The sequence below is a fragment of the Arthrobacter caoxuetaonis genome (genome assembly GCF_023921125.1).
GTDB lineage: Bacteria > Actinomycetota > Actinomycetes > Actinomycetales > Micrococcaceae > Arthrobacter_B > Arthrobacter_B caoxuetaonis.
In genome coordinates this window covers 809,699-832,617 of the sequence record NZ_CP099466.1, presented here as the reverse complement: position 1 = coordinate 832,617, position 22,919 = coordinate 809,699, and the positions used below count along the sequence as shown (strand labels likewise).

General features: G+C 66.5%; 21 protein-coding genes. 11 read left to right on the top strand and 10 right to left on the bottom strand.

Annotated elements, in window-relative coordinates:
- Positions 1 to 7: 7 nt before the first annotated feature.
- Positions 8 to 853 carry an SDR family oxidoreductase gene (locus NF551_RS03790; protein ID WP_227895369.1) on the top strand — a complete coding sequence of 282 codons (846 nt, stop codon included), beginning with the start codon at positions 8 to 10 and terminating at the stop codon, positions 851 to 853.
- Between the two features lie 138 nt (positions 854 to 991).
- On the opposite strand, the gene NF551_RS03785 is transcribed toward NF551_RS03790, so the two are convergent.
- From NF551_RS03785 to NF551_RS03760, 6 genes are all read right to left on the bottom strand, one after another.
- Positions 992 to 2,467 carry an amidase gene (locus NF551_RS03785; protein WP_227895370.1) on the bottom strand — a complete coding sequence of 492 codons (1,476 nt, stop codon included), beginning with the start codon at positions 2,465 to 2,467 and terminating at the stop codon, positions 992 to 994.
- The gene (locus NF551_RS03780; protein ID WP_227895371.1) at positions 2,464 to 3,723 is read right to left on the bottom strand and encodes a M20 family metallo-hydrolase; all 1,260 of its coding nucleotides are present in this window, start codon (positions 3,721 to 3,723) and stop codon (positions 2,464 to 2,466) included. Before NF551_RS03780 ends, NF551_RS03785 begins: the two co-directional genes overlap by 4 nt.
- Before the next feature lie 54 nt (positions 3,724 to 3,777).
- Entirely contained in the window at positions 3,778 to 5,112 is a 1,335-nt protein-coding gene (locus NF551_RS03775) for an MFS transporter (protein ID WP_227895372.1), read from the bottom strand.
- A 331-nt stretch (positions 5,113 to 5,443) separates the two neighbouring features.
- A complete protein-coding gene (locus tag NF551_RS03770; RefSeq protein WP_227895373.1) occupies positions 5,444 to 6,358 on the bottom strand; it encodes a LysR family transcriptional regulator in 915 nt (304 codons plus the stop codon).
- Positions 6,359 to 6,420: 62 nt separating this feature from the next.
- Positions 6,421 to 6,876 (bottom strand): DUF3817 domain-containing protein, encoded by a 456-nt coding sequence (locus tag NF551_RS03765; RefSeq protein ID WP_227895374.1) that lies wholly within the window; start codon positions 6,874 to 6,876, stop codon positions 6,421 to 6,423.
- 96 nt (positions 6,877 to 6,972) lie between these two features.
- Complete coding sequence (locus tag NF551_RS03760) at positions 6,973 to 7,770, bottom strand: nitrilase-related carbon-nitrogen hydrolase (RefSeq protein ID WP_227895375.1); 798 nt, start codon at positions 7,768 to 7,770, stop codon at positions 6,973 to 6,975.
- Between the two features lie 143 nt (positions 7,771 to 7,913).
- Between NF551_RS03760 and NF551_RS03755 the strand changes: the two genes are divergently transcribed.
- The 4 genes from NF551_RS03755 to NF551_RS03740 are packed head-to-tail and all read left to right on the top strand — an operon-like array spanning position 7,914 to position 11,363.
- On the top strand, positions 7,914 to 8,084 hold the full coding sequence (locus tag NF551_RS03755; protein WP_227895376.1) for a hypothetical protein: 171 nt from the start codon (positions 7,914 to 7,916) through the stop codon (positions 8,082 to 8,084).
- On the top strand, positions 8,081 to 9,565 hold the full coding sequence (locus NF551_RS03750; RefSeq protein ID WP_227895377.1) for a purine-cytosine permease family protein: 1,485 nt from the start codon (positions 8,081 to 8,083) through the stop codon (positions 9,563 to 9,565). Before NF551_RS03755 ends, NF551_RS03750 begins: the two co-directional genes overlap by 4 nt.
- Positions 9,562 to 10,671 carry an alcohol dehydrogenase catalytic domain-containing protein gene (locus NF551_RS03745; RefSeq protein ID WP_227895378.1) on the top strand — a complete coding sequence of 370 codons (1,110 nt, stop codon included), beginning with the start codon at positions 9,562 to 9,564 and terminating at the stop codon, positions 10,669 to 10,671. Before NF551_RS03750 ends, NF551_RS03745 begins: the two co-directional genes overlap by 4 nt.
- Positions 10,672 to 10,694: 23 nt before the next feature.
- Entirely contained in the window at positions 10,695 to 11,363 is a 669-nt protein-coding gene (locus tag NF551_RS03740) for a TetR/AcrR family transcriptional regulator (protein WP_227895379.1), read from the top strand.
- On the opposite strand, the gene NF551_RS03735 is transcribed toward NF551_RS03740, so the two are convergent.
- Positions 11,323 to 12,243 (bottom strand): DUF5996 family protein, encoded by a 921-nt coding sequence (locus NF551_RS03735; protein WP_227895380.1) that lies wholly within the window; start codon positions 12,241 to 12,243, stop codon positions 11,323 to 11,325. The two genes, NF551_RS03740 and NF551_RS03735, sit on opposite strands and share 41 nt — an antisense overlap.
- A 172-nt stretch (positions 12,244 to 12,415) precedes the next feature.
- Here NF551_RS03735 and NF551_RS03730 point away from each other — a divergent pair, with 172 nt between their 5' ends.
- Entirely contained in the window at positions 12,416 to 13,717 is a 1,302-nt protein-coding gene (locus NF551_RS03730) for a multidrug effflux MFS transporter (RefSeq protein ID WP_227895381.1), read from the top strand.
- Here NF551_RS03730 and NF551_RS03725 read toward each other — a convergent pair.
- Positions 13,714 to 14,736: a LacI family DNA-binding transcriptional regulator gene (locus NF551_RS03725; RefSeq protein ID WP_227895382.1), complete on the bottom strand. Its 1,023-nt coding sequence runs from the start codon at positions 14,734 to 14,736 to the stop codon at positions 13,714 to 13,716. The two genes, NF551_RS03730 and NF551_RS03725, sit on opposite strands and share 4 nt — an antisense overlap.
- A gap of 166 nt (positions 14,737 to 14,902) precedes the next feature.
- On the opposite strand from NF551_RS03725, the gene NF551_RS03720 reads away from it, so the two are divergent.
- From NF551_RS03720 to NF551_RS03700, 5 genes are read left to right on the top strand one after another with little or no spacing between them, the layout of a single operon-like run.
- Positions 14,903 to 16,213, top strand: a complete 1,311-nt coding sequence (locus NF551_RS03720; RefSeq protein ID WP_227895383.1) for an ABC transporter substrate-binding protein — start codon at positions 14,903 to 14,905, stop codon at positions 16,211 to 16,213.
- A gap of 12 nt (positions 16,214 to 16,225) precedes the next feature.
- A complete protein-coding gene (locus NF551_RS03715) occupies positions 16,226 to 17,179 on the top strand; it encodes a carbohydrate ABC transporter permease (protein ID WP_227895384.1) in 954 nt (317 codons plus the stop codon).
- The gene (locus NF551_RS03710; RefSeq protein WP_227895385.1) at positions 17,180 to 17,998 is read left to right on the top strand and encodes a carbohydrate ABC transporter permease; all 819 of its coding nucleotides are present in this window, start codon (positions 17,180 to 17,182) and stop codon (positions 17,996 to 17,998) included.
- 3 nt (positions 17,999 to 18,001) lie between these two features.
- The gene (locus NF551_RS03705; protein ID WP_227895386.1) at positions 18,002 to 20,374 is read left to right on the top strand and encodes a beta-xylosidase/alpha-l-arabinosidase; all 2,373 of its coding nucleotides are present in this window, start codon (positions 18,002 to 18,004) and stop codon (positions 20,372 to 20,374) included.
- Between the two features lie 11 nt (positions 20,375 to 20,385).
- Positions 20,386 to 21,378: an acetylxylan esterase gene (locus tag NF551_RS03700; RefSeq protein WP_227895387.1), complete on the top strand. Its 993-nt coding sequence runs from the start codon at positions 20,386 to 20,388 to the stop codon at positions 21,376 to 21,378.
- Here NF551_RS03700 and NF551_RS03695 read toward each other — a convergent pair.
- Both NF551_RS03695 and NF551_RS03690 read right to left on the bottom strand, forming a co-directional pair.
- Complete coding sequence (locus NF551_RS03695; RefSeq protein WP_227895388.1) at positions 21,361 to 21,819, bottom strand: hypothetical protein; 459 nt, start codon at positions 21,817 to 21,819, stop codon at positions 21,361 to 21,363. The genes NF551_RS03700 and NF551_RS03695 overlap by 18 nt on opposite strands.
- Positions 21,816 to 22,919: a serine hydrolase domain-containing protein gene (locus NF551_RS03690; RefSeq protein WP_227895389.1), complete on the bottom strand. Its 1,104-nt coding sequence runs from the start codon at positions 22,917 to 22,919 to the stop codon at positions 21,816 to 21,818. Before NF551_RS03690 ends, NF551_RS03695 begins: the two co-directional genes overlap by 4 nt.

Here is a 22,919-nt window from a genome sequence, read left to right as displayed (position 1 = left end):
TAAAACCATGACTGTCCTGATTGCCGGCTGCGGCGACCTGGGCACGGAAGCCGGCCTGCGGTTCGCCGCGGCCGGCTTTCCCGTGCTCGGTTGGCGCCGCTCGCCCGAGAAGATTCCCGCTCCGCTGGCCGGCCAGGCAGCCGACCTCACCGGCACCCTGCCGCAGGTTCCGGCGGACACCGGCGTCGTTGTCATTTCGGTGGCTGCCGCCGAGCGCACCGAGGCCGCGTACCGGGCCGCCTACGTGGACGGCACCGCGAACGTCCTGGATGCCCTGGAGCGCGACGGCGTGCGTCCGCGGCGTATCCTGTTCGTCTCCTCCACAGCCGTGTACGGCGACGCCGGCGGCGGCTGGCTGGATGAGGACTCCCCCACTGCTCCCGCATCGGTGACCGGCGCCGTCATCCGCGAAGCCGAGGACCTGCTGCACTCCCGCCGCCCGGATGCGGTGGTGCTGCGGCTGGCCGGAATCTACGGACCGGGCCGTACCAGGCTGATCGACCAGGTCCGCGCCGGTGCGCCGGATCCCGGGCCGGGACAGCTGACCAACCGGATCCACCGGGATGATGCGGCTGCTGCGATCGTGCACCTGACCACCGCGGTCCCGGAGCCGGCACCCTTGTATTTGGGGGTCGACGACGAGCCGGCGGAGCAGCGCGACGTGCTTGCCTTCCTCTCCGCTGAGCTGGGCAAACCGCTGCTGGCACCGCAGGAACCCCGCAGCTCAACCCGCGGAGGCAACCGCCGCCTGTCCAACGCCCGGCTGCGCGGCACGGGCTTCGAGTTCACCTATCCGACGTACCGCGAGGGCTACCGCGCGGTGCTTGCCGGGCAGGGAATCCGGCACGGCTAAAGACTGTCGGGGGCCCGCAGGCACAAGCCGGGATGGCGCACGAACATCCCTGGTCCGAACTGCAGCACCAGCCGGTGCGGTATAGCCGGGTATTGCCGGCCCGGAGGACTGGACGCCATAGCCGGCACGGCTGAACGCCTACAGGTCCGGGTACCGCCCCGCCCAGGGCCGCAGCACCTCGATGGCAGCACCCACTCGGAAGACGGATTCCTCCGCAAACGGGTGCCCCACCAGCTGCACCCCGGTGGGCACACCGTCAGCACCAAACCCTGACGGCACCGCGAGGACCGGGCAGCGGTTGGTGATGTTGAACGGCGCTGTCAGGTGCCCCTCCCAGTAGTGCTCCAGCCGGGTTCCGGCAACCGTAATGCCGTCGAGGTAATCGGCATCAGCGGCCAGTGATCCGGCTCCGGAGGTCGGGCAGAGCAGCACATCAAAACCGTCCATCACGGTTGCCAGCTGCGACTGGATCCGGGCCTCAGCTCCGAGTCCGTCGACCAGCGTCCTGCGCTCCGCCGCGGCCCGCGCGTCGGCCATAAACCGCCGGGTGTAGGCAGCGAGTGTGTCCTGGTCCCCGGCGGTGGCAGCTTCCATGGCCGGCCCCAGGATGTGGCCGAAGTGAGTGAATATGGTGTCGCGGATCTCAGCGCTTGTCCACGGCAGGACCACCTCCTCCACCACAGCTCCCGCTGCCCGCAGGGTTTCGGCAACGGCCCGGGTGTTGGCCTCCACGGCGTCGTCCAGCGGGTAGTCCCCGAGCCGCAGGCACAGAGCAATCCGAAGCCCGGAGACGTCCCCGGCTCCGGGGTACTCCAGCGGCAGGGTTCCCGGTCCGCCGTGGGAGGTGTGGTCCCCGGGGTGCCGGCCGGACATGACGTTGGCCAGCAGCGCCGTGTCCGCAACGGTGCGTGCCATGGGACCGTCGCCGCGGTACCAGTCAGCGGACAGCGGCGCCAGCCCGGGAATCCTGCCGTAGGGGGCCTTGTACCCAACCGTTCCGGTAAATGCCGCCGGCAGCCTGGTGGAACCGGCGATGTCCGACGCCGTGGCCAACGGAGCCAGGCCCGCGGCCAGCGCCGCTCCCGCACCGCCGGAGGATCCACCCGGTGACCGCTCAAGATTCCAGGGATTGCGTGTAACGCCCCACATGGGACTGTGGGTCACGGTGGCGCAGCTGAACTCCGGCGACGTACTCCGTGCGTGCACGATTCCTCCCGCGGCCCGGATGCGTTCCACCACGGGGTGGTCTGCCGCTGCCGTCCGCCCGGCATGGGAGAGCAGCCCCTGCGAAAAGCTGCGCCCCGCGAGGGCGTGCTTCTCCTTGGCCACGACGGGCAGTCCGAGCAGCGGCCGGTCAGCAGCACCGGCTTCACCGCGCAGGTATTGCGCTTCCGCTTCCCGGGCCAGCACCATGGCGTCGTCGAACAGAGTCTCGGTGAGGGCATTGACTGACGCGTTCGCGGTGCCCGCGCGGTCAATCACCGCCTGCAGCAGTTCCACCGGGGAGAGCTCCCGGGAGCGGAACAGCTTCAGTGCCGTGACGGCGTCCAAATAGTGCAGCGGCGCCTGCTGCGGAGTCCGGCTACCCGCAGCCTCACCGGTGGGTGTGCTCATGCCGCCGGCCCCGTGGCCTGGTCCGTGAGGGCACCGTGCACCAGCTTCCAGCCCAGTTCGGTGAGGGCGTCCAGTCCGGCAACCATGTCTTCGTCGCGGGTGAATTCGCGTTCGCAGTGCGAGACGCCGTCCACCGAAGGAATGAACAGCATGACCGTGGGGGCAATGCGGTTTAGTGCCACGGAGTCGTGCCCGGCCATGGTCTGGATTCTCCGGATTCCCAGGCCCAGCTCCGCGGCGACCTTCTCCGCCAGTTCCAGACCTTCTTCGGGGTAGTACTGGATGCCGCGGATATCGAAATCGTTCACGTTGATGGTGATGTCATGTTCCCGGGCAATAGCGTCGATATCGGCGAGCAGAGAGGCACGGGCCTCGCTGACGATCTCCGGCGACGCCGAGCGGAGGTCTGCGACCAGATGGACCCGGCGCGCGACGACGATTGGCGAGTTCGGCTCCAGTGTCATCCGGCCTACCGAGGAAACCAGGGCTTCTTCGGTGAACTTCTTCGTCACGTCGTGGACCAGCAAAACCACCTTCGACGCCGCCACCAGGGCATCATGGCGGTCTGCCATGGCAGTTGCCCCGGTGTGGGACTGTTCACCGAGCACTTCAATATCCAGCTTCTGGGTGTACCAGGAGTAGTCGACGGCGCCGAGCGGCAGCTGTTCGCGTTCCAGGATCCGTCCCTGTTCAATGTGGATTTCCGCGTAGCTGGCCACTTCCGGGCGCTGGTCCGTGCCGAGGTAGCCGATTCCGTCCAGGGCCTCCCGGACCGAGATACCGGCGAGGTCCTGGACAGCCAGCATGGCGTCCTCATCCATCAGCCCGGCAAATACGGAACTGCCCATGATGGACGGGGCGAACCGCCCGCCTTCCTCGTTGAACCAGTTGACCACCGCCAGGTTGAAGACCGGTGTTCCACCGCTGGCGGCCAGCCGCTCGGTGATCCGGGAAGCTGCGTGCAGGCCGGCAATCACGCCGTACGCGCCGTCGAACCGTCCGCCCAGCGGCTGGCTGTCCAGGTGTGATCCGACCAGGACGTACGGTGCGCCGGGAACCAGCTCCACCAGCGCGAACATGTTGCCGATCCCGTCCACGCGCACCTCCCAGCCGCGGGCTTCGGCGTAGGCGGCGAACCAGTCCCTGGTCTGCTTGTCTTCCGGGGTTGCTGCTTGCCTGTCGACGCCGTTGGCGGGTGTGGCGCCAATGGCGGCGACGTCGTGGAAATCCTTCAGGAATGCCTGGGATGAAGTCATGGTTCTTTCCTTTGATTCAGGCGGGCTTGGTTCGTGCGGCTGCGCCGGGCGGTGTTAGCCCATGCGTCCGCGGGTTTCCGGAACCCGGGTCAGGGTGAGCAGCAGGAGCACGATCACCGCTGCGGCGCTCATGTAGAAACCGGGCGAGTACGCCACGTCCGTCGCGGCCACCAGTGCGGTGCCGACGAACGGAGCGGTGCCGCCGAAGATGGCGTAGGCGACGTTGTAGCTGATGGCGGCGGAGGTGAAGCGGGTCTTGGTGGTGAAGATTTCCACGAAGAACGTGTAGCAGCCGCCGCCGTAGATGCAGAGCGGGATGACGAAGAGCAGCTGGCCCAGGATGGCCAGTCCCAGCACGCCGCTGGTCACCAGCATGAAGCAGGGAACCGCGAAGACTGCCAGTGCTGCCGAACCGGCGATCAGCATCGGCTTGCGGCCAACCCGGTCGCCGATGATTCCGCCCAGCGGCAGGAGCAGTGCGTAGAACGCCATGGCTGCGGCGTTGGCGAGCAGCGACTGGTCGCGGCTGAGGTTGCCGGTGGTCTGGACGTAGGAGACGAAGTACCCGGAGAGGAAGTAGAAGCCCATGGCGGTCAGGCCCATGACGAAGATGACCTGGAGCATGCGGACCTTGTTAGTGCGGAATGTCTCGCGGATGGGGCTGTATTCCTTGGTCTGGTTCTTGGCCAGGACGGCTTTGAACACTTCGCTTTCCTCGGTCTTGGCCCGGATCCACAGGCCGAACAGGGACAGCGGCAGCGCCAGCAGGAACGGAATGCGCCAGCCCCAGCTCTGGAAGTCGGCCTCGCTCATCGACTGGCTCAGCACCAGGATCAGCGTTCCGGCCACCACGGAAGGCAGCGCCGTGGCGGCGAGGGTGATGTTCAGCCAGAAGCCGCGGCGGTTCGCCGGAGCGTGTTCGAAGACGAACGACGGGGCGCCAACGGATTCGCCGCCGGCCGAGAAGCCCTGGACCAGGCGGCAGAGCACCAGCAGTGCCGGGGCCAGGGCACCGATGGTGGCGTAGGTCGGCAGCAGGCCGATTGCGGCGGTTGCTGCTCCGATGGAGACCAGGGTGATGTACAGGACGCGGCGGCGGCCGATCCGGTCACCGAGGGCTCCGAAGAACAGTCCGCCGAGCGGCCGGATCAGGAACGCGACGCCGAAGGTTGCGAAGGTGGACAGCAGCCCGATGAACGCGCTCTCGCTCGGGAAGAAGAGCTGCGAAAGAACCACTGCTGAGAGCCCGTACAGGGCGAAGTCGTAGAACTCGATGAACTGGCCAACACTGCCGCCGGCCAGGACACGCTTCTGCATGCCGGTGATGCGGGGTTTGGCTGCTTCCGCCGGAGCGGACTGGACACTCGGTGGGGCTTCGTTCGTAGTCATGAATGCCACCGTACGCAAACCGGGTTTAGGCGCCGTTGCCCGCCGTTTCCGGGAAGTAACGTTCGGCTGGCCGTTGTGACGGCAGTATTTCCCGCGGCCGGCCCGGGGACCGGGAAGTACGTAATGCTGCGGAAACGTGGTTCTGGACTGGCCAACTGCACTCCTGGGGGTCAGTGCCGGGGCGGCGGGCGCATTTTCCGCGTCATTTGGGGGTGAAGCCCGCCGCTCACCTGCGGGGCAGAGATGATGATGGCTCCACTCTGGTGATCCGCATCACAGATGTCCAGTCGATGTTTCTGAAGTGTTTGATCGATTTTCTCGATGCGAGGAATCAGCTGCCCGCTCCATAGAGGCGGCCGCAGACGGTCTCAAACGCGAGGGCGCGGCGCGTGGGCCGCACTCCACGGGGACGCACCAGCATGACCTCAATACCAGGAACGTCATCGGTGAGCCGCAGCGGAACCACCCGGCCGCCGGCATAGGTCTGGTCGTGATGAAGGCGCTGGTTCAGGACGGAGTAGCCGTGCCCCCGGCCCACGAAGGAGCGCACGGTCTCATACCCGGAGGCCCGGTGGCGGATTTTCGGGCGAACCCCGGCTGCGGCGAACAGGCTCATGAAGTACTCGCGGGTGTGCGGAAGGTCCAGCAGGATCAACGGCTCGTCTTCGAGCTGCGCCAAGGACACTTCCCCGTCCGGATTCGCTGCAAGGGGATGGTCTGCGGCCACGAGCACGTGAGCGGCGATCCGTTCCACCACCCTGGTGGTAAAGCCTTCATCCAGCCCGAGGCCGTACATCAGCGCGAGTTCGCATTCGCCTTCGAGCAGGGACCGGCGGAGGTATTCCTGGTCACCTTCCAGGAACGAGATCTGCACCTCGGGGTGGGCTGCTTCGAAGGCCTGGAGGATCACCGGCGCACGGAAGGGCGCCAGCGGAGCGAAGACTCCGACGCGCAGTTCACCGGTGAGAACATCCGAGTAGCCGCGGGCAGCTTCGTACAGTGCATCGGCTTCTTCCAGGAATGGCGCCAGGTCCTTGGCGAACTGCCTGCCGGGGGCAGTGAGGCGCATTCCGCGCTGCCTGCCCCGGATGAAAAGCTGGACGTCGAGGTCCTTCTCCAGCTGGGAGATCGCCGCCGACAGCGCCGACTGGGTGACATTGAGTTCACGCGACGCCGCAGTCATGCTCTCCGCTGCTGCAACGGCGGCGAAATACCGCAGCTGAACCAGGGTAAACGGTTTTGCCATGTGCCCATCCTGCCAGCACAGGGATCCGGCTCACGGAGTTGTGACGCCCGGGGGCGGCGGAGCTAGCCCTTGGGAATGGGCGGGCCGAGGTAGAGCAGGATTAGAAAGACGACGGCGACTCCGGCAACGGCAACCAGGGCAGCAGCCACGGGGCGGCGCAGCACAAGTGCCTGAACCTTGTCCACGAAGTTCTTCGGCTCCTCACCGCCCGGGCCCAGGCGCCAGCCGCCGTCGAGCAGTCCGCGCTTATCCAGCGACTTCTCGAACGGGATGGTGGCCCAGGGAACGACGGCGAGCGCAACGCCCAGCACGCCGGTAGCCGCCGACCACTTCTGGTTGACCCACACAAACACGGTCACTGCGGCATAGGAGAGGAACACAAAGCCGTGCAGTCCGCCGGCGATGGGCGTGAACGCTTCGTTGCCGAAGGCGTACTTGGCCACCAGGGCCGCGATCAGGAGAGTCCACGTCACGGCCTCGGCAAAGGCCAAGGTGGTGAACAGTTTGCGTGGAGTCATGGAGCTGGGCCACCTTCCGAAGGGCGTTTGCCAACATTATGTCAGCATGCCCCCGCGTGCCCCTAATTCAGGGCGGCCCCTTATTCAGGCTGACCCCTAGCGGTACAACTCCGGACGGATGTCCTGGGCGTAGGTATTGAGCCGCCGCGCCCGCTGGACCTCATCCGGGTGGATGTCCGTCAGCAGCAGCTCCTCCCCGTCCGCAGCCTCTGCCAGCAGCGTTCCGTACGGCGAGGCGATGACACTGGTTCCGGTGAACCCGGCACCGGCGTGATTTGCATACGCAATGTAGACCCCGTTCTCCAGGGCACGGGCGGGCACCAGCAGGGTGGAGATCCGCTCGGCGTTGTAGGTGTGCAGCGGCCGCGGGCCCCCCACATCCCCGGTGGCGGGAACCGCCGTCGGGATGCACAGCAAGTCCGCCCCTGCCCGGACCGCGGCACGGGCATACTCGGGGAATTCGATGTCATAGCAGATGCCCAGGGCAATGCTGAGGCCGCGGAACTCCGTGGTCCTGGGCATTCCGGCGCCGGGCATAAACGCACTCCTTTCCTCGTCACCGAAAAGATGGGCCTTCCGGTAGCGCAGGAGTTCGGCCCCGGTTTCGTCAAAGAAAGAGGCAGAGATGAAGCGGGTGCCGGAGTCATCCTCCACGGTCGAGGCAACGACGCCGATGCCCTCCTCGTCCGCGATGGCCGCCAGTTCCTTCCGCATCCCCGCGCCGTCGGACCCTGCCGCAAGGGCCGGCGCATAGCCGGTGGGGAAAAGCTCCGGGGTAATGAGAAGGTCAGCTCCGGCTTCAGCAGCCCGAACCGCGGCCCTCCGGATCAGGGCCAGGTTCTCCCCGGGTTCGCCCACACGGGACTCTGCCTGCAGCACGGCTATGCGGGCCATTCCTACTCCTGTCCGGGGGTGAACCGCCGCGTCATGCGGTGGTAACAATCACAAAAACCGTTGACTCTCTCCATGATAGGCACAAGCATGTTCACCAAACCGAATGTCATTCGGTTATTCGTCTTGTGAACCCGAGGAGACACGTGGACCCGATTACTTCGCCCGGCGATGAGCTCGCCGGCCGCCTGCGCGCAATACGTGAAGATGAGCACCAGGACCCGTCGCGCCGGGCCCTGACCAACCGAGAACTCGCCGCCTACGTCGGGACCACTGCAGTCCTGTGCCTTCTCGGCCTCCTGGTGATGGTGCTGTGAGCGGCGGCAAGCGGACGGCCGACCCGTCCCGGAGCGCCACCCTGGGCTCCCTTCCGCTGCTGAAGAGCGAACGGATTTGGAGCGGCGCGGAGTTCACCTGGGTGAACGTCTCGCTGGCCATCGCCACCTGGGCCTTCCTGGTGGGAGGGTCCACCGCCCTGCTCGTCGGCTTCCAGCAGGGCCTGGCGGCGATGGTCATCGGCAACGCCATCGGGCTCTCCTTCATGGTGCTGGCATCGGTGGTTTCGAGCCAGCGCCACGGCGGGGAGCAGTACACCATGCTCCGGCCCGTGTTCGGGCTGGTGGGTGTCGGCGTCCTCGTCTTCACGGTCATCCTGGTGACTGAGATGGGATGGTCTTCGCTGCTCTCCATCATGGTGGGCCGGGCCGTCACCCAGGTTTCCAACGAAGCGCTGGGCACCGACTTCGGTCCCGAGTCAGTCATGGTCACCGTAGTGGCGCTGCTGGCGATAGCCGCCGCCTGGTGGATCCTCTCCCGCGGGCCGGTCATGATCGGCCGGTTCAACAAGTTCATCGCGCCCGGACTGGTGGTCATCACGGCGGGCCTCATGGTTTTCCTTGTACTGAACACGTCCTGGGACGCCCTGCTGACTGCCGCTCCGCTGGCCCCCTTCGAGGACGAACGGCTGAACTTCATGCTTGCCGTGGAATTCAACGCCGGTGTGGGTGTTTCCTGGTACCCGGTGATGGGCTCCCTGGCCCGGCTGACCAAGTCGCCCAAGGCGGCCCTGTGGCCTGCCTACGGCGGACTTTTCGTCGCCACTATCATTGCCCAGATGGTGGGCATGGGCGCCGCCCTCACCCTTGGCGATTCCGATCCCACCGTGTGGATGCTGCCCTTCGGCGGGCCGGTCCTGGGCGCAGCCATCCTGCTGTTCATCGCCTTCGCGAACATCACCAGCACCTCGTCCATCGTCTATTCCACCGTGCTGGCGCTGCGCCAGGCGAGCGGAAGCCTGCTGTCGAGAACCCCCTGGCCGCTGCTGTGCGCGGGATTCTTTACCCTCCCGGCCATCCTGGCCTTCTTCCCGGGCTTTATGTACGACCAGTTCATGGTCTTCGTGACCATCAGCGGCGCCTTCCTGTCCGCAATGTGCGGTGCGATCATTGCCGACTACTTCTTCCTGCGCAGGCAGCACATCAACCTGCCGGATATCTTCAAGCCCGGCTCCGCCAGCCGGTACCACTTCTCCGGCGGGATCAACTGGGCCGGCCTGGCCGCCGTCGGCGCCGGTGCCGCTTTCTACCTGACTATTTACAACCCCGTCACGCTGGAAACCCTTCCGGTCTTCAACTACACCACTGCGTCGCTGCCGGCCGCCCTGCTCGCCGGCGCTGTCTACTACGTGATCGCGTCACTGGCCTACCGACGGCGCGGCATGGGCGGCTTCCGGGACGTTCCGGAAACGCCCGCGATCCCGGCCTCCACCGACACACACCCCAGTAAGGACCCCGCATGATCCCCTCTCCCCGCAAAACCCGCGCAGCTGTCCACGACGGCACCTCCACGGCACTGGAGATCCGCACTGTGGAGATCGCCCCGCCCGGGCCGGGCACGGTACTGGTTCGCCTGGGTGCCTCCGGCGTCTGCGGCTCCGACCGCCACGTGCTCGACGGCGACTGGCAGCTGCCGTCCCCCACCGTCATGGGACATGAGGGTGCCGGCACCGTGGAAGCAGTCGGCGCCGGAGTGGAAGACGTTGCTGCGGGCGACCACGTGATCCTGTCCTGGTTCTACCCGTGCCGGCGCTGCACCGCCTGTCTCTCCGGCCGCTCCTTCGTCTGCACCGGGAGCCGCTCCGAGGAGTGCCTGCTGCCGGACGGGAGCACGGCACTGAGCGATGCCGGGACGCAGCTCTTCCCGTACCTTTCCGTCGGTTCGATGAGCGAATACACGGTGGTTCCCGAATCTGCCGCCATCAAGGTTCCCGCGGAGGTACCGTTCGACGTCGCCAGCCTGATCGGCTGCTCCATCGCCACGGGCTACGGTTCCGTGGTGAACGACGCCGCTGTCCAGGCCGGCCAGTCCGCCGTCGTCGTTGGCACCGGAGGAGTGGGGCTGTCCATCATCATGGCGCTGAACCTGGTGGGCGCGAACCCGATCATCGCCGTGGACCTAAGCGACGACAAACTCGAGGCGGCCCGCAGCTTCGGCGCCACCCACACGCTCAAGCCCGGCGACGACCTGGCCGCCCGTGTCCAGGAAATCACCGGAACCGGAGCGGACTTTGCGTTCGAAGCGATCGGCCGGGTGGAAACCATCGAGTCGCTCCCCTGGCTCATCACTGCCGGAGGCAAGGCAGTGCTGGTGGGCCTGCCCCCGCAGGATGCACCCGTGTCCATCGATGCCCTGGCGTTGGCGGAAACCGGCAAGTCGCTCATTGGTTCCAACTACGGTTCCACCGTGCCTGGCCGGGATTTTCCACGGCTGGCTGAGCTCTACCTGGCCGGGAAGCTCCCCGTGGACCGGCTGATCTCCAACCGGATTAAGCTGGACGACGTCAATGAGGCGTTTGACGCCATGCGCCGCGGGGAACGCGCCCGCAGCGTCATCGTGTTCGACTAGCACCGCAAAATCCGAGGAGAACCATGGCCAGACCCCGCACACCCCTGCTGTCGCTGGAGAAGATCCACACGGGTGCGCTGGAACTGGTGGACGAGCTGGGGGATTTCACGATCCCCCAGCTCGCGCGGCGCCTGGGCGTAAGCCCTTCCTCGCTCTACCATCACGTGCAGGGCCGCCCGGAGATCATCAACGGCATGCGGTCCATCATCGGTGCCCAGGCCCTGGCTTCGGAGGGCTTCCCGCCGGGACAGGGGTCCTGGCAGGAGCAGGCCGCCGCCTGGACGAGGAATTACCGCAGGGTCCTGAGCCTGCATGCCAAAGCCATTCCGCTGCTGGTGGGAGAAGCCGTGACAGACTCCCCCACGCTGGAGATCTACGAGCGCCTGGCATCCCTCCTTGCCGGGGCGGGTTTCGACGACGCGCAGGTCATCCTCGGCATCTCCGTACTGGACATCCTGTGCCTCGGCTCGTCCGTGGACACAGCCGGGCCCTCCGCGGCCTGGCAGGCAACCCCGGACACGGAGCCCGTCCTGCACCGGGCAATGGCCACCGGCCGGGAACCGATTGGCGTCAGGTCCGATGCCGCCTTTGAAGCAGGTCTTTCGGCGGCACTGGCCTATCTGGCTTCCCTGCCCCGCCCGGAACCGGACCCTACCCCCGAGGCGAAGCCGGATAGGTCAGCGGCTCGGTGATCCAGTCCAGGTCCGCCCACCGGTCCATCCGCTGCACAATCTCGAAGCTGCTCCGGCACATGTCCACCACGGCCTGCTCCGGATCCGGATAGGAGAAGGCGTCCTCCAGGGTGAGGATGAACTCGCTCATCTGCGTCCGGAATTCTGCGCGGTCCGGCTTGAGCATGGAGGCGTAGCTCTCGATTCCCGGGATGAAGGGATACGGCATCCCGAAGAACGCCGGCTTGGACATCCTCACGTCGCCGGGCCAGAAGCCGTACTCCACGAACTTCTCATCGAAGCAGTTCACCCCGACCATGTCCGTACCGCTGTACGGGGCAGCCTGTCCGGCAAAGACCGAACCGCTGAGGTCCATGGTCCCGAAAAAGAACTCCGGCATGTCCACCTTGCCCCGGAAAGGCGATAGGAACCGGGAGAGGCTCCGGTGGGCGAAGTGCAGGTTCTCCAAATAGGCGGCGACGGCCTCCCGGTCCCAGGAATGGTGCTTGTTGTCCTGTTCGAAGGGAGCCTCGTCGTAGAACTCCTGCGGGGTGGTGTTGATCTCCGTTGCCATGCCGATGTAGTCCAGGGCACTCATGAGCTGGGCGTAGAAGTCCGCGACGCTGAGTCCGTCCTCGATGGGGATCCGGGACTTGCCGCCGTCGGTGTTCTGCACGTCCACATGGTGCTGGCGGAGGTTGAAGTAAATCTCGAAGCTGGATCCGTTGCCCGGGATTATCCCGGTGCCGATACCGTCGATAGTCAGCGGCATGCGCACGTGGCCCCACTCGGGCCTCTTGGTGCTGCGCTCGACCTTCACCTTGCCCGCCATTTGCAGGAACAGATGGAGGGTATCGGCGGTGTCCTGCCATTCGGTGTAGTCGAGAATCCGTTTTTCCATGGGTTTCGCCTCGAATCGGTGGCTCGGTGCGGCGGGGACTCAGGAGTGCGGGTTGTTTTCCAAGTGTGAAGACCGGCCGGGTGCCGGTCAACGCCCCGGCCTGCTTCTGCGTCCGGGACTATACTGGCCATGGCCAGCAGCCCTCACAACCCCTCCCTAGGAGCCTTTCCCGGTGCCCAAATCCCCCGCCGCACGCACCTCATCACGTTCCCGCAGCCTGAAGTACATCCTGATGCTCGGCGCCCTGGCTGCCCTGCCTGCGGTTACCACCGACATGTACCTGCCGGCGCTGCCCGCAGTCGCCGAAGACCTTGCAACCACGACGACGGCGGCCCAGTTCACGCTTTCCGGCACCTTGCTGGGAACGGCTGTGGGACAGCTGGTGATCGGACCGCTCTCGGACCGGTTCGGGCGGCGGCTGCCGCTGCTGATCGGCATCTCGATGCACATTGTGACGTCGCTGCTCTGCGCCATTGCGCCCAACATCGGGCTCCTGATCGGCCTGCGGATCATGCAGGGATTCTTCAACGCCGCAGCCTCGGTGGTGGCCATCGCGGTCATCCGCGACCGCTTCACCGGCTCCGCTGCGGCCAAGCTGCTGTCCCGCCTGATGCTGATGATCGGCCTCGCTCCACTGCTGGCCCCGACGCTGGGCCAGGCGGTTGCAGGAATCTGGGCCTGGCGGGCAGTCTTCTACGCCCTCGCGCTGATCGGTGTGATCCTGGTGGTGATCGTCTGGCGCTGGATGCCGGAAACCCTTCCGCCCGAACGCCGCCTGCCCAAGAAGGTGAAGGGTGCCGCAAAAACCGGTGAACCCGGCGGCTACCGGATCCTGCTGCGCGACCGCCGCTTCCTCGCGTTCGCCGTCATTCCAGGCCTGTCGATGGGCATCATCATGAGCTACGTGGTGGGTTCCCCGTTCGTGATGCAGGAGCAGTACGGTCTCTCCCCCGCGACGTTCGCGCTCATCTTCGCGGTCAACGGCGTCGCCATGGTGATTTCCTCCCAGGTGAACGCTTCCCTGCTCAACCGCTTCCCCTCCGCGGGAATCCTGCGCGTCGCTGCGCCGGTACTGCTGCTGCTGGCCGTGATCCTGCCGATCATCATTGCCACCGGTTTCGGCGGTGTGATCGGCCTGGTGGCCGGCCTGTGGCTGGTCCTGGGCATGCTGGGCTTCACCCTTTCCAACGCGACCTCCCTCGCCCTGGACGGTTACGGGCACATGGCCGGAACGGCAGCCGCACTGCTGGGCTGCCTCCAAGTGGGACTGGCCGGGCTGATCAGTCCGCTGGTTGGCGTCTTTGGCGGCACGGCACTGTCGATGGCAGGGGTGATCATCGGCTGCGCCGCGGCCATCAACCTGATCCTGGCAACGACGCCGGCCTACCGCCGCCGGGGCCTGCGGCTGGGCACCTCCCCGAACGGGACCGAGCCCGGGGACCCGACCGCACAAGCCAGCGGAACCGCGGGCTAGCCAGCCGGGGGCGCTGCGGTGCTCTGCCGGATCACCAGCGAGGTGGAGAGGTCCAGGCGCGTGTTCTTGGGCTGTTCGCCGTCGCGCAGCATCAGCACCATCCGCGCCGCTTCCTCGGCCATTTCGATCAACGGCTGATGCACGGTGGTGAGCGCGGGCGAGGACCAGCGGGCCACCTGCAGGTCGTCGTAGCCAACTAACGAGAGCTCGTCCGGAACGCTGATGCCCAGCTGCCGGGCCGCGTCCAGGACGCCCAGTGCCTGCAGGTCGCTGCCGGCAAACACCGCGGTGGGACGGTCCGGCTGGGCGAGCAGCTCGAGCGCATGGTCCCGGCCGCCGTCGACGTGGAAGTTTCCGTAACGCACCAGCGCAGGATCAAACGGGAGCCCGGCTGTATTCAGGGCCGACCGGTAGCCGTCGATCCGGGCGAGGGAGCACATCAGGTCCTCCGGTCCGGTAATGGCAGCAATCCGCTGATGGCCCAGGTCGATCAGGTGGCGGGTTGCCATCATGCCCCCGGCCCAGTTCGCGGACCCCACGGAAGGAACATCCGGAGCCGGGTCCCCCGCTGGGTCGATGATCGCGAACGGTATGCCGCGGGACTCGAGCAGCCGGCGCGATTCGTGTGCCAGGTCAGCAAAGACCAGTACGACGCCGGCCGGGCGCCGCGCGATGACACCCTCCACCCACTCCGGCCCGGGCGAGTGGCGGGTGCCGCTTTCGGTGAGCACCACGCTCAGTCCGTGTTCGCGGGCCACGTTCTCCACACCCCGGATGATTTCCAGCGCCCAGGCACTCTCCAGTTCATGGAACACCAGCTCCAGCAGCCCTGACTTGGAACTGCGGCTGGCCCGCCGCTGATACCCGTGCCCGTCCAGCAGGGCCTCAACTTTCGTGCGGGTTTTCCGCGAAACATCGGCCCGGCCGTTCAGGACTTTCGAGATTGTCGAGAGCGAAACCTCCGCCTCCGCCGCCAGCTCCGCGAGCGTGACGCGCCCTGCTGCAGGCGTTTGTGCCATCTGTTTCTCCTCCACACGAAAGGCCGCCGGCGTGAAGACGCAGCAATTAAGTGTTGCGGATCACATCCCTGCATCCTAAGCTAGCCGCATTCCAGAACTTTCGGCAAGTGTTTCGAAACTTTCGGAACACAGCTTCCCGGGAGAACTTCCAGTGAGGAGCAGTTCAATGAGGAACAACCGCAGCTGGCTGAAACCAGCTACCGCAGCCGCGGGTGCGCTGGCACTCGGCATGTCCATGGCCGCCTGTTCAAACAGCGGAGAATCCGCTGCCGGCAACCGGCCCGAAAACGAAATCCACGTCCTGGTCTACGGAGACGCCGGCAACGATGTTGAACGCGCCATGGTGGACAAGTTCAACGAAACCTCGGACGTGAAGGTTGTCCTGGACACCATTCCCGGGGCCGACTACCAGCAGAAACTCCAGACCGTCATCGACACGGACTCCGCCCCGGACGTGTTCTTCAACTGGGGCGGCGGATCCATCACCGACTACGTGGACGCGGGCCTGCTGATGCCGCTGGACGACTTCATCGAGGAGGATCCGCAGCTCAAGGACGCGTTCCTGCCCTCGGTCTTCGATACCGCTGTGGTGGATGGCCAGGCATACGGCATTCCAATGCGCGGCACCCAGCCGGTGATGCTCTTCAGCAACGAAGAGGTCCTGGCCAGCGCCGGCGTCGACGGTGCTCCGGAAACGTGGGAGGACCTGCTGGACGCGGTGGAGAAGCTCAAGGCGGCCGGGGTCACCCCGATCGCACTGGGCGGGGCGGACGAGTGGCCCACCCTGATGTGGGTTGAGTATGTGTATGACCGCGTAGCCGGACCGGAACTCTTTGAAAGCGCCCTGGCCGGAGACACCGAGGTCTGGGACTCCGACGAAAGCCGGGAAGCTTTGGGCATGCTGCGCGAGCTGGTGGACACCGGTGCTTTTGGCACCAACTTCCAGTCCGTGAAGTTCACCGACGGCGGCTCCCCGTCGCTTCTCTCCAGCGGCCAGGCGGGCTTTGAGCTGATGGGCTCCTGGGCGTACTCAACACACCAGGATGCCGCTCCTGAATTCGTGGAGGCAGGCCTCCTGGGCTACAGCGAGTTCCCGACCATCGACGGCGGCAAGGGCGACCCGGCCAACCTGGTGGGCAACACCAACAACTTCTACTCCGTCCTGGCGAACACCCGGTACCCGGAAACCGTCCGCGACTTCCTGAAGCTGATGTACTCGGACGAATTCGTCCAGGAGCACGTGGCCATCGGCAACCTGCCCACCACCACCAACACGGAGCAGTTCCTGGACCAGTCCGCTGATCCGGACTACGCCCGCTTCCAGTACGGACTGGTGGAGCAGGCACCGGCATTCCAGCTTTCCTGGGACCAGGCCTACCCGCCCTCGGCCACCCCGGCCATCCACGGCGCCATGTCCGACTTCTTCAGCGGCCGGATCGATGAAGACGGCTTCATTGCCGCCATGCAGGGTCTCTAGGAACTCCTCCTTATGACTGCGCTGCTTCCTCCCAAGCCGCCGGCGCTGCCGGACGGATCCGAACGGGTCCGTCCGGCAGCCGCCGGCTGCTCGGCCCGCACACCCCGCCCCGGGCTGGCCTGGGCCCTGCCGGCCACGGTGTTCTTCCTGCTGTTCGCAGTGATCCCGCTGATCGCCGTCGTTGTCCTGTCCTTCATGAGCTGGCGCGGCATCGGCGAGCCTAAGTTCGTCGGCACGGAGAACTGGCAGGAACTCGCCGGAGACCCGGTGATGCTCAAAAGCCTCTGGCTTTCCCTGCTCTTCATAGTCCTCGGTGTTGCCACCCAGACGCCGGTGAGCATGCTGCTGGGTGTCTGGGCTGCCGGACCGCAGCGCAACCGGGCGATCCTCAGCGCCATCTACTTCGTTCCGCTACTGCTCTCCTCGGCCGCTATTTCGGTGCTGTGGCGGGCGCTGCTGGACCCCAACTTCGGCGTGCCGTCACAGTTCCGCTGGCTCTTCGGCGACGGCAACCTTTTTGGCCACCAGGCCACTGCGATCGGCGTCATCATCTTCGTGAGCATGTGGCAGTTCACGCCGTTCCACACACTGATCTACCAGGGCGCCGCGCGGGCTATTCCACAGGTGCTCTACCAGGCAGCGGAGATCGACGGCGCGGGACGGGCACGGACCTTCTTCAGCATCACGCTCCCCCAGCTGCGCAACTCCATCATCACTTCGGTGATCCTGATGGTGGTGGGCGGGCTGACCACCTTCGAGACGGTGCTGATCCTCACCAACGGAGGGCCGGGCACGGACACCACCATCACGGCCTTCTACATGTTCGAGCAGGCCTTCCGCCGCTTCGACTTCGGCATTGGCGCCGCCGTGGCCCTGGTGCTCGTGGTCGTAGCCACCACCGTCTCGCTGATCATGGTCAAGGTCTCCGGCTACGACAAAATGCGCAGCACCATGGAAGGGGTCTAGATGCGCACGCGCCCCAATTACATTGCCGGAGCAGCCGCCGTCGTCTGGCTCCTGATCGTTGCCCTGCCGCTGTACGTCATGATTGCCGCCAGCGTGCAGACCCGCAGCGGCTTCAGCGCCGGCGGCCCGCTCTCCTTCCCCACCAGCTTCACGCTGGAGAACTACGTCGGGGTCTTCCAGAGCGGGTTCGGGCTGTACTTCCTGAACACCCTGATCGTCACGGGCGGCGTGGTGGGAATCGTGCTGCTGGTGGTGCCGCCGCTGGCCTACGCGATTGTGCGCAACCAGTCCCGCACCACCACCGTGATCTTCCGGTTCTTCCTGCTGGGCCTGGCGATTCCGGTCCAGGCGGTGATTGTTCCGATGTTCTACCTGATCAATACGGTGGGACTCTACGACACCCTCCTGGGCATCATCCTGCCCACCGCGGCGTTCGCCCTGCCGATCTGCACGCTGATTCTCTCCGGAACCATGCGGGACATCACTCCTGAGCTGTACGAGGCCATGGCCGTTGACGGCGCCGGAACCTGGCGGACCTTCGTGCGGCTGGTGCTGCCGCTGTCCAAGCCGGGGATCTCCACGATCGCCGTGTTCGCCGCGCTACAGGGCTGGAACGGCTTCCTGCTGCCGCTGATCCTGACCCAGTCGGAATCGACCCGGGTCATCACCCTTGGCCTCTTCAACTTCCAGACCCAGTACGGAATCAACGTCCCCGGCATCCTCGCCGCGGTGATGCTCTCCATGATTCCCGTGCTGCTGGTGTACCTCTTCGCGCGCCGCGCACTAGTCCAGGGCCTCATGGGCGCTGGCGGAAAGTGACCCATGTCGAACACCACCACCAAGCGCGTCCCCTGGCGGGATGCCTCCCTCTCCCCCGCCGAACGCGCGGACGCCCTGCTGGCCCAAATGACCCTGGAGGAGAAGACTGCCCAGCTGTTCGGCGTGTGGGTAGGCGCTTCGGCCGACGGCGCCGAGGTGGCCCCGCACCAGCATGAGATGAATGAACCTCCGGACCTGGAGGCGCTGCTGCCGAACGGTCTGGGCCAGCTCACCCGGCCCTTCGGCACCAAACCGGTCGACGCCGGTGCCGGCGCCCTGTCGCTGATGCGCACCCAGGAGAGAATCGCCGCCTCCAACCGGTTCGGAATACCTGCCATGGCGCACGAAGAATGCCTGGCCGGGTTCGCTGCCTGGGGTGCGACGGCGTATCCGGTGCCGCTGGCCTGGGGCGCCACCTTCAACCCGGCGCTCGTGAAACGCATGGCCCATGCCATCGGCACAGACCTGCGCCGGGTCGGAATCCACCAGGGCCTGGCTCCCGTGCTGGACGTTGTCCGCGACGCCCGCTGGGGACGGGTGGAGGAGACCATGGGCGAAGATCCCTACCTAGTGGGCTCAATTGGGGCTGCCTACGTCCAGGGGTTGGAAGACGCCGGGATCGTAGCAACGCTCAAGCACTTCGCCGGCTACGCAGCGTCCCGCGCGGGACGGAACCTTGCTCCGGTCTCGATGGGTCCGCGCGAGTTCGCCGACGTCGTCCTGCCGCCGTTCGAGATGGCGGTCCGGGAGTCCGGTGTGCGGTCCGTGATGCATGCGTACACCGACACTGACGGCGTGCCCTCGGCGGCTGACCGGCAGCTGCTCACCGGCCTGCTGCGGGACACCTGGGGCTTCAGCGGGACAGTTGTGGCGGACTACTTCGGAATCGGTTTCCTCGAGGAACTGCACGGCATTGCCGGAACCCGCGGCGAAGCGGCAGTGGAGGCCCTCTCCGCCGGCGTGGACGTTGAGCTGCCCACGGTCGACGCGTACGGAGACCATCTGCTGGCAGAACTGGACGCCGGCCGCATCGACCCGAAGCTGGTGGACCGTGCCGCGCATCGGGTCCTGGTGCAGAAGATCGGCCTCGGCCTGCTCGATGAGGACTGGACTCCGGTTCCCGAGGTCCTGCCCGCCGAGGCCTTGGACCTGCAGGCGGTCGAGGGAACCGTCAACCTTGACCCGGCGGAGAACCGGCAGCTGGCGGCAGAACTGGCAGAGCAGTCCATTGTGCTGCTCAGCAACAACGGGGTCCTGCCGCTGAGGTCGCCGTCCCGCATCGCCGTCGTTGGCCCCAATGCAGAGAATCCCCTGGCATTCTTGGGCTGCTATTCGTTCCCGGCCCACGTCGGATCGCAGTTTCCGGACATCCCCGCAGGCATCGACCTGCCCACGGTGGCATCCTCGCTCCGCACTGAGTTCCCAAACAGTGAGATCACCTGCGTTCAGGGCTGCGGAATCGATGATCCGTCGGTCTCGGGAATTGGCGACGCCGTTGCGGCCGCCCGGGAGGCCGACGTCGTCATCGCGGTGCTGGGCGACCGCGCCGGTCTCTTTGGCCGCGGCACCAGCGGAGAAGGCTGCGACGTGGAGTCCCTGGTCCTCCCCGGCGTCCAGCAGCAGCTCCTGGATGCGGTGCTGGAATCCGGCACCCCCGTAGTAACTGTGCTGCTCACCGGCCGCCCCTACGCGCTGGGGGCTGCAGTTACCAAGGCCGCCGCCGTCGTGCAGGCGTTCTTTCCCGGAGAGGAAGGGGGCCCGGCCGTGGCCCGGGTGCTCAGCGGTGCGGTCAATCCCTCAGGACGGCTGCCCATCAGCGTTCCGGCGACGCCCGGGAGCCAGCCGGCCAGCTACCTGGCAGCTCCCCTTGCCGGGCCTACCGACGTGTCCAGCATCGATCCGACTCCGGCCTTCGGGTTTGGCCACGGCGTGGGCTACACGGACTTCAGCTGGGACGGCCTCTCCGTTGGGCAGACGCAGATCGGGACCGACGGCGAAGCGGAGGCTGCCCTGACCGTCACCAACACCGGCGACCGCGGGGGCGTGGAGGTAGTCCAGTTGTACCTGCACGATCCCGTGGCCAGCGTGGTTCGGCCGGTGCAGCGGCTTATCGGTTACGCACGCGTACCGTTGCAGGCCGGGGAATCAGCCCGGGTGCGGTTCACCGTTCCGGCAGACCTGGCCTCGTTTACCGGAATTGGCCTGCAGCGGCTCGTCGAACCCGGGGACCTGGAACTGCGGTTCGGTGCCTCCAGCACCGACATACGGCTGAGCACCGGAATTACGCTCACCGGACCGGTACGCTCGGTGGACCACACCCGGCGCCTGCACTGTGAAGTGGAAGTGGGGCCGGGGGCGGATGTCATGGCCCCGTAGGAGGAATTCACGTGTATACGGATCTGCCCGCTGACCAGCTGACCACATATCTGGGAAGCCAAAGCGACCCCGCGGAGTTCGACGATTTCTGGGCGCAGACCCTCGAAGAAGCGCAGGCCCATCCGCTGGACCTGATCCTGGAACCATTCGAGACTGTGCTGTCCACAGTGGACGTCTGGGACGTGACATTCAACGGCTATGGCGGTGAACCAATCCGCGCCTGGCTGCGGGTGCCGTCCGGAGCATCCGGTCCGCTGCCCGGCGTCGTGCAGTTTGTCGGCTACGGGGGCGGACGCGGGGATGCGCACGAGAATCTGTTCTGGGCGTCCTGCGGTTTCGCGCACCTGGAGATGGACACCCGTGGGCAGGGGGCGGGCTGGAGCACGGGAGTCACCCCGGATGCCGCGGGCAGTGCCGGACCCCAGGGCCAAGGCGTGATGACCCGCGGCGTCACCGATCCCGGGACCTACTATTACCGGCGGCTGACCACGGACGCCGTCCGGGCTGTCCAGGCCCTGCGGTCATTGGATAGGGTAGATCCCGCCCGTTGCGCGGCTGTGGGCATGAGCCAGGGTGGCGGCCTGGCAGTGGCCGTCGCAGCGCTGGCACCGGAGCTGGCGGCCATCGTAGCGAAGGTGCCCTTCCTCTCCGACATCCCCCGGGCGCTGCAGGTCACGGATGCGTACCCGTTCCGGGAACTGGTTGATTATCTGGCGATCCACCGCACCCGGGTCCAGCAGGTGCACCAGACGCTGCAGTACTTTGATTCGGTCAACTTCGCCAAGCGGGCCAGGGTTCCGGCACTGTTCTCGGTGGGTTTGATGGATCAAGTAACGCCGCCGTCCACCGTCTATGCGGCGTACAACAACTACTCCGGAGCCAAGGAGCTTCAGGTATGGCCCTTCAACGGGCACGAAGCCGGCGGGATCGAGGACGATGTGGCTGCTGTGGCCTTCCTGCGCCGGGTTATGGTCAGCCCCGGCGGCTCAGCCGGCGGCGATTGACACAGCCACTGCCGCGGCCAGCAGCACGGCATAGCCACTGAGCGTCGCTGTCCCCGGCTCCCGGGGCTGCCTGCGGCTCCGTCCGCGCTTGGATTCTGCCGGGGAGTCCGCCGAGCCTGCCCTGGCCGCCGACCCTGCTGTGCCCGCCGCGTCTGCCCCGGCAGCAGTTCTCGGCAGGGATTCCCAGCGGATCACGGCACCGGCGGTGGCCGCAGCCAGGGCAGCCACGGAGAGGATCCACAACCAGATGGTGACCGGCGACCATTCCACAACCAGCCGCAGGGCCAGCGCCACGAACGCCGTCTCCAGCAGGGCCGCGAGCAGCGAACGCCTGCTCCTGGCAGCTGCCATCCCGTCGGACTGCCAGGCGGAGGCAGCAACCCAGCCGCAGGCGAGCGCCAGCACGGCCGGCAGGACCCAGCCGATGATCACCTGCATCATGCCGGACCTCCGGCCAGCAGCTCAAACACCGCTTCTTCCTGCCCGGCGGAGACGTTGGAGAGCATGACCACCGCGCGGCCGGACTCCCGGTCCAGGGCGACCATGGACCAGAAACCGCCGGTCTGCCCGTTGTGCCAGGTGACCTCCCTGCCTCCTAGTTCCTCGGTCACCCAGCCCAGTCCGTACCTGCCGCCGTTTCCGTCATCCCACCGAGGTTCCAGTGCCGCTGCGCCCGGGGCAGTTCCGTCCAGCTGGGCCTGCGCGTAACGCACCAGGTCAGCCGCGGTGGACCGGATTCCTCCCGCCGGCGCCGTGCCGTTCGCCGTCCAGGCTCCTTTTGGACGGCCGGCGGCGCTTCGCCCGGTGGGAGCGCCGTCCGGAAGGTTCTCCGCGGTGACCGGTGCATAGGTTTCCTTCAGCGCCAGCGGGGTGAGTACCCGGTCCGCCAGCAGCTCTTCCCAGCTTGTTCCGGCAGCCTTGGCCAGGAGCTGGCCAAGGAAGGCGTAGCCGAGGTTCGAGTAGTCCACGGAACCGCGGTTGTTCAGCCCGGCGGCCTGTGCCTGGGCAATGATCTGGTCGGGGGCCGCGGTATACGGATCCCGGTTCAGCAGCTGACCGGCCAGGAGGGAGGGCAGGGCATCGAGGCCCGTTGCCAGCCGGGGAAGACCGGAACGGTGGCTGGCCAATTCGGCCAGGGTCACGGTGCCGATCTCGGCGTCGGGATCCCGCAGTTCGTCACCCAGGATGTCCCCGACGGTGGCCTCCAAGGCGACCTCGCCGCGCTCGACGGCGTCGGCGAGCAGTGAGGCGGTGAAGGTCTTGCTGACGGACCCGATCTCATATTCGGTGTGCTCATCGGCACCGAAGCCTGCGTACCGGACGTTGTCCCCGTCGATCCAGGCGACGCTGACCTGATTCGCTGGAGCGGTGAGCAGCGGACGCACCCTCTCGGCCAGGGCTGCATCACCGGTGACGTTGCCGGACAGCTTCGGCGGCCAGGGGGCGGCTGCCAGGCCGCAGAGCAGGACGACGGCGGCGGCAGCACCTCCCGCGATCAGCCGGGGCGTCAGCTTTCTGGTGCGGGTTTTGGTTTCGGGCAT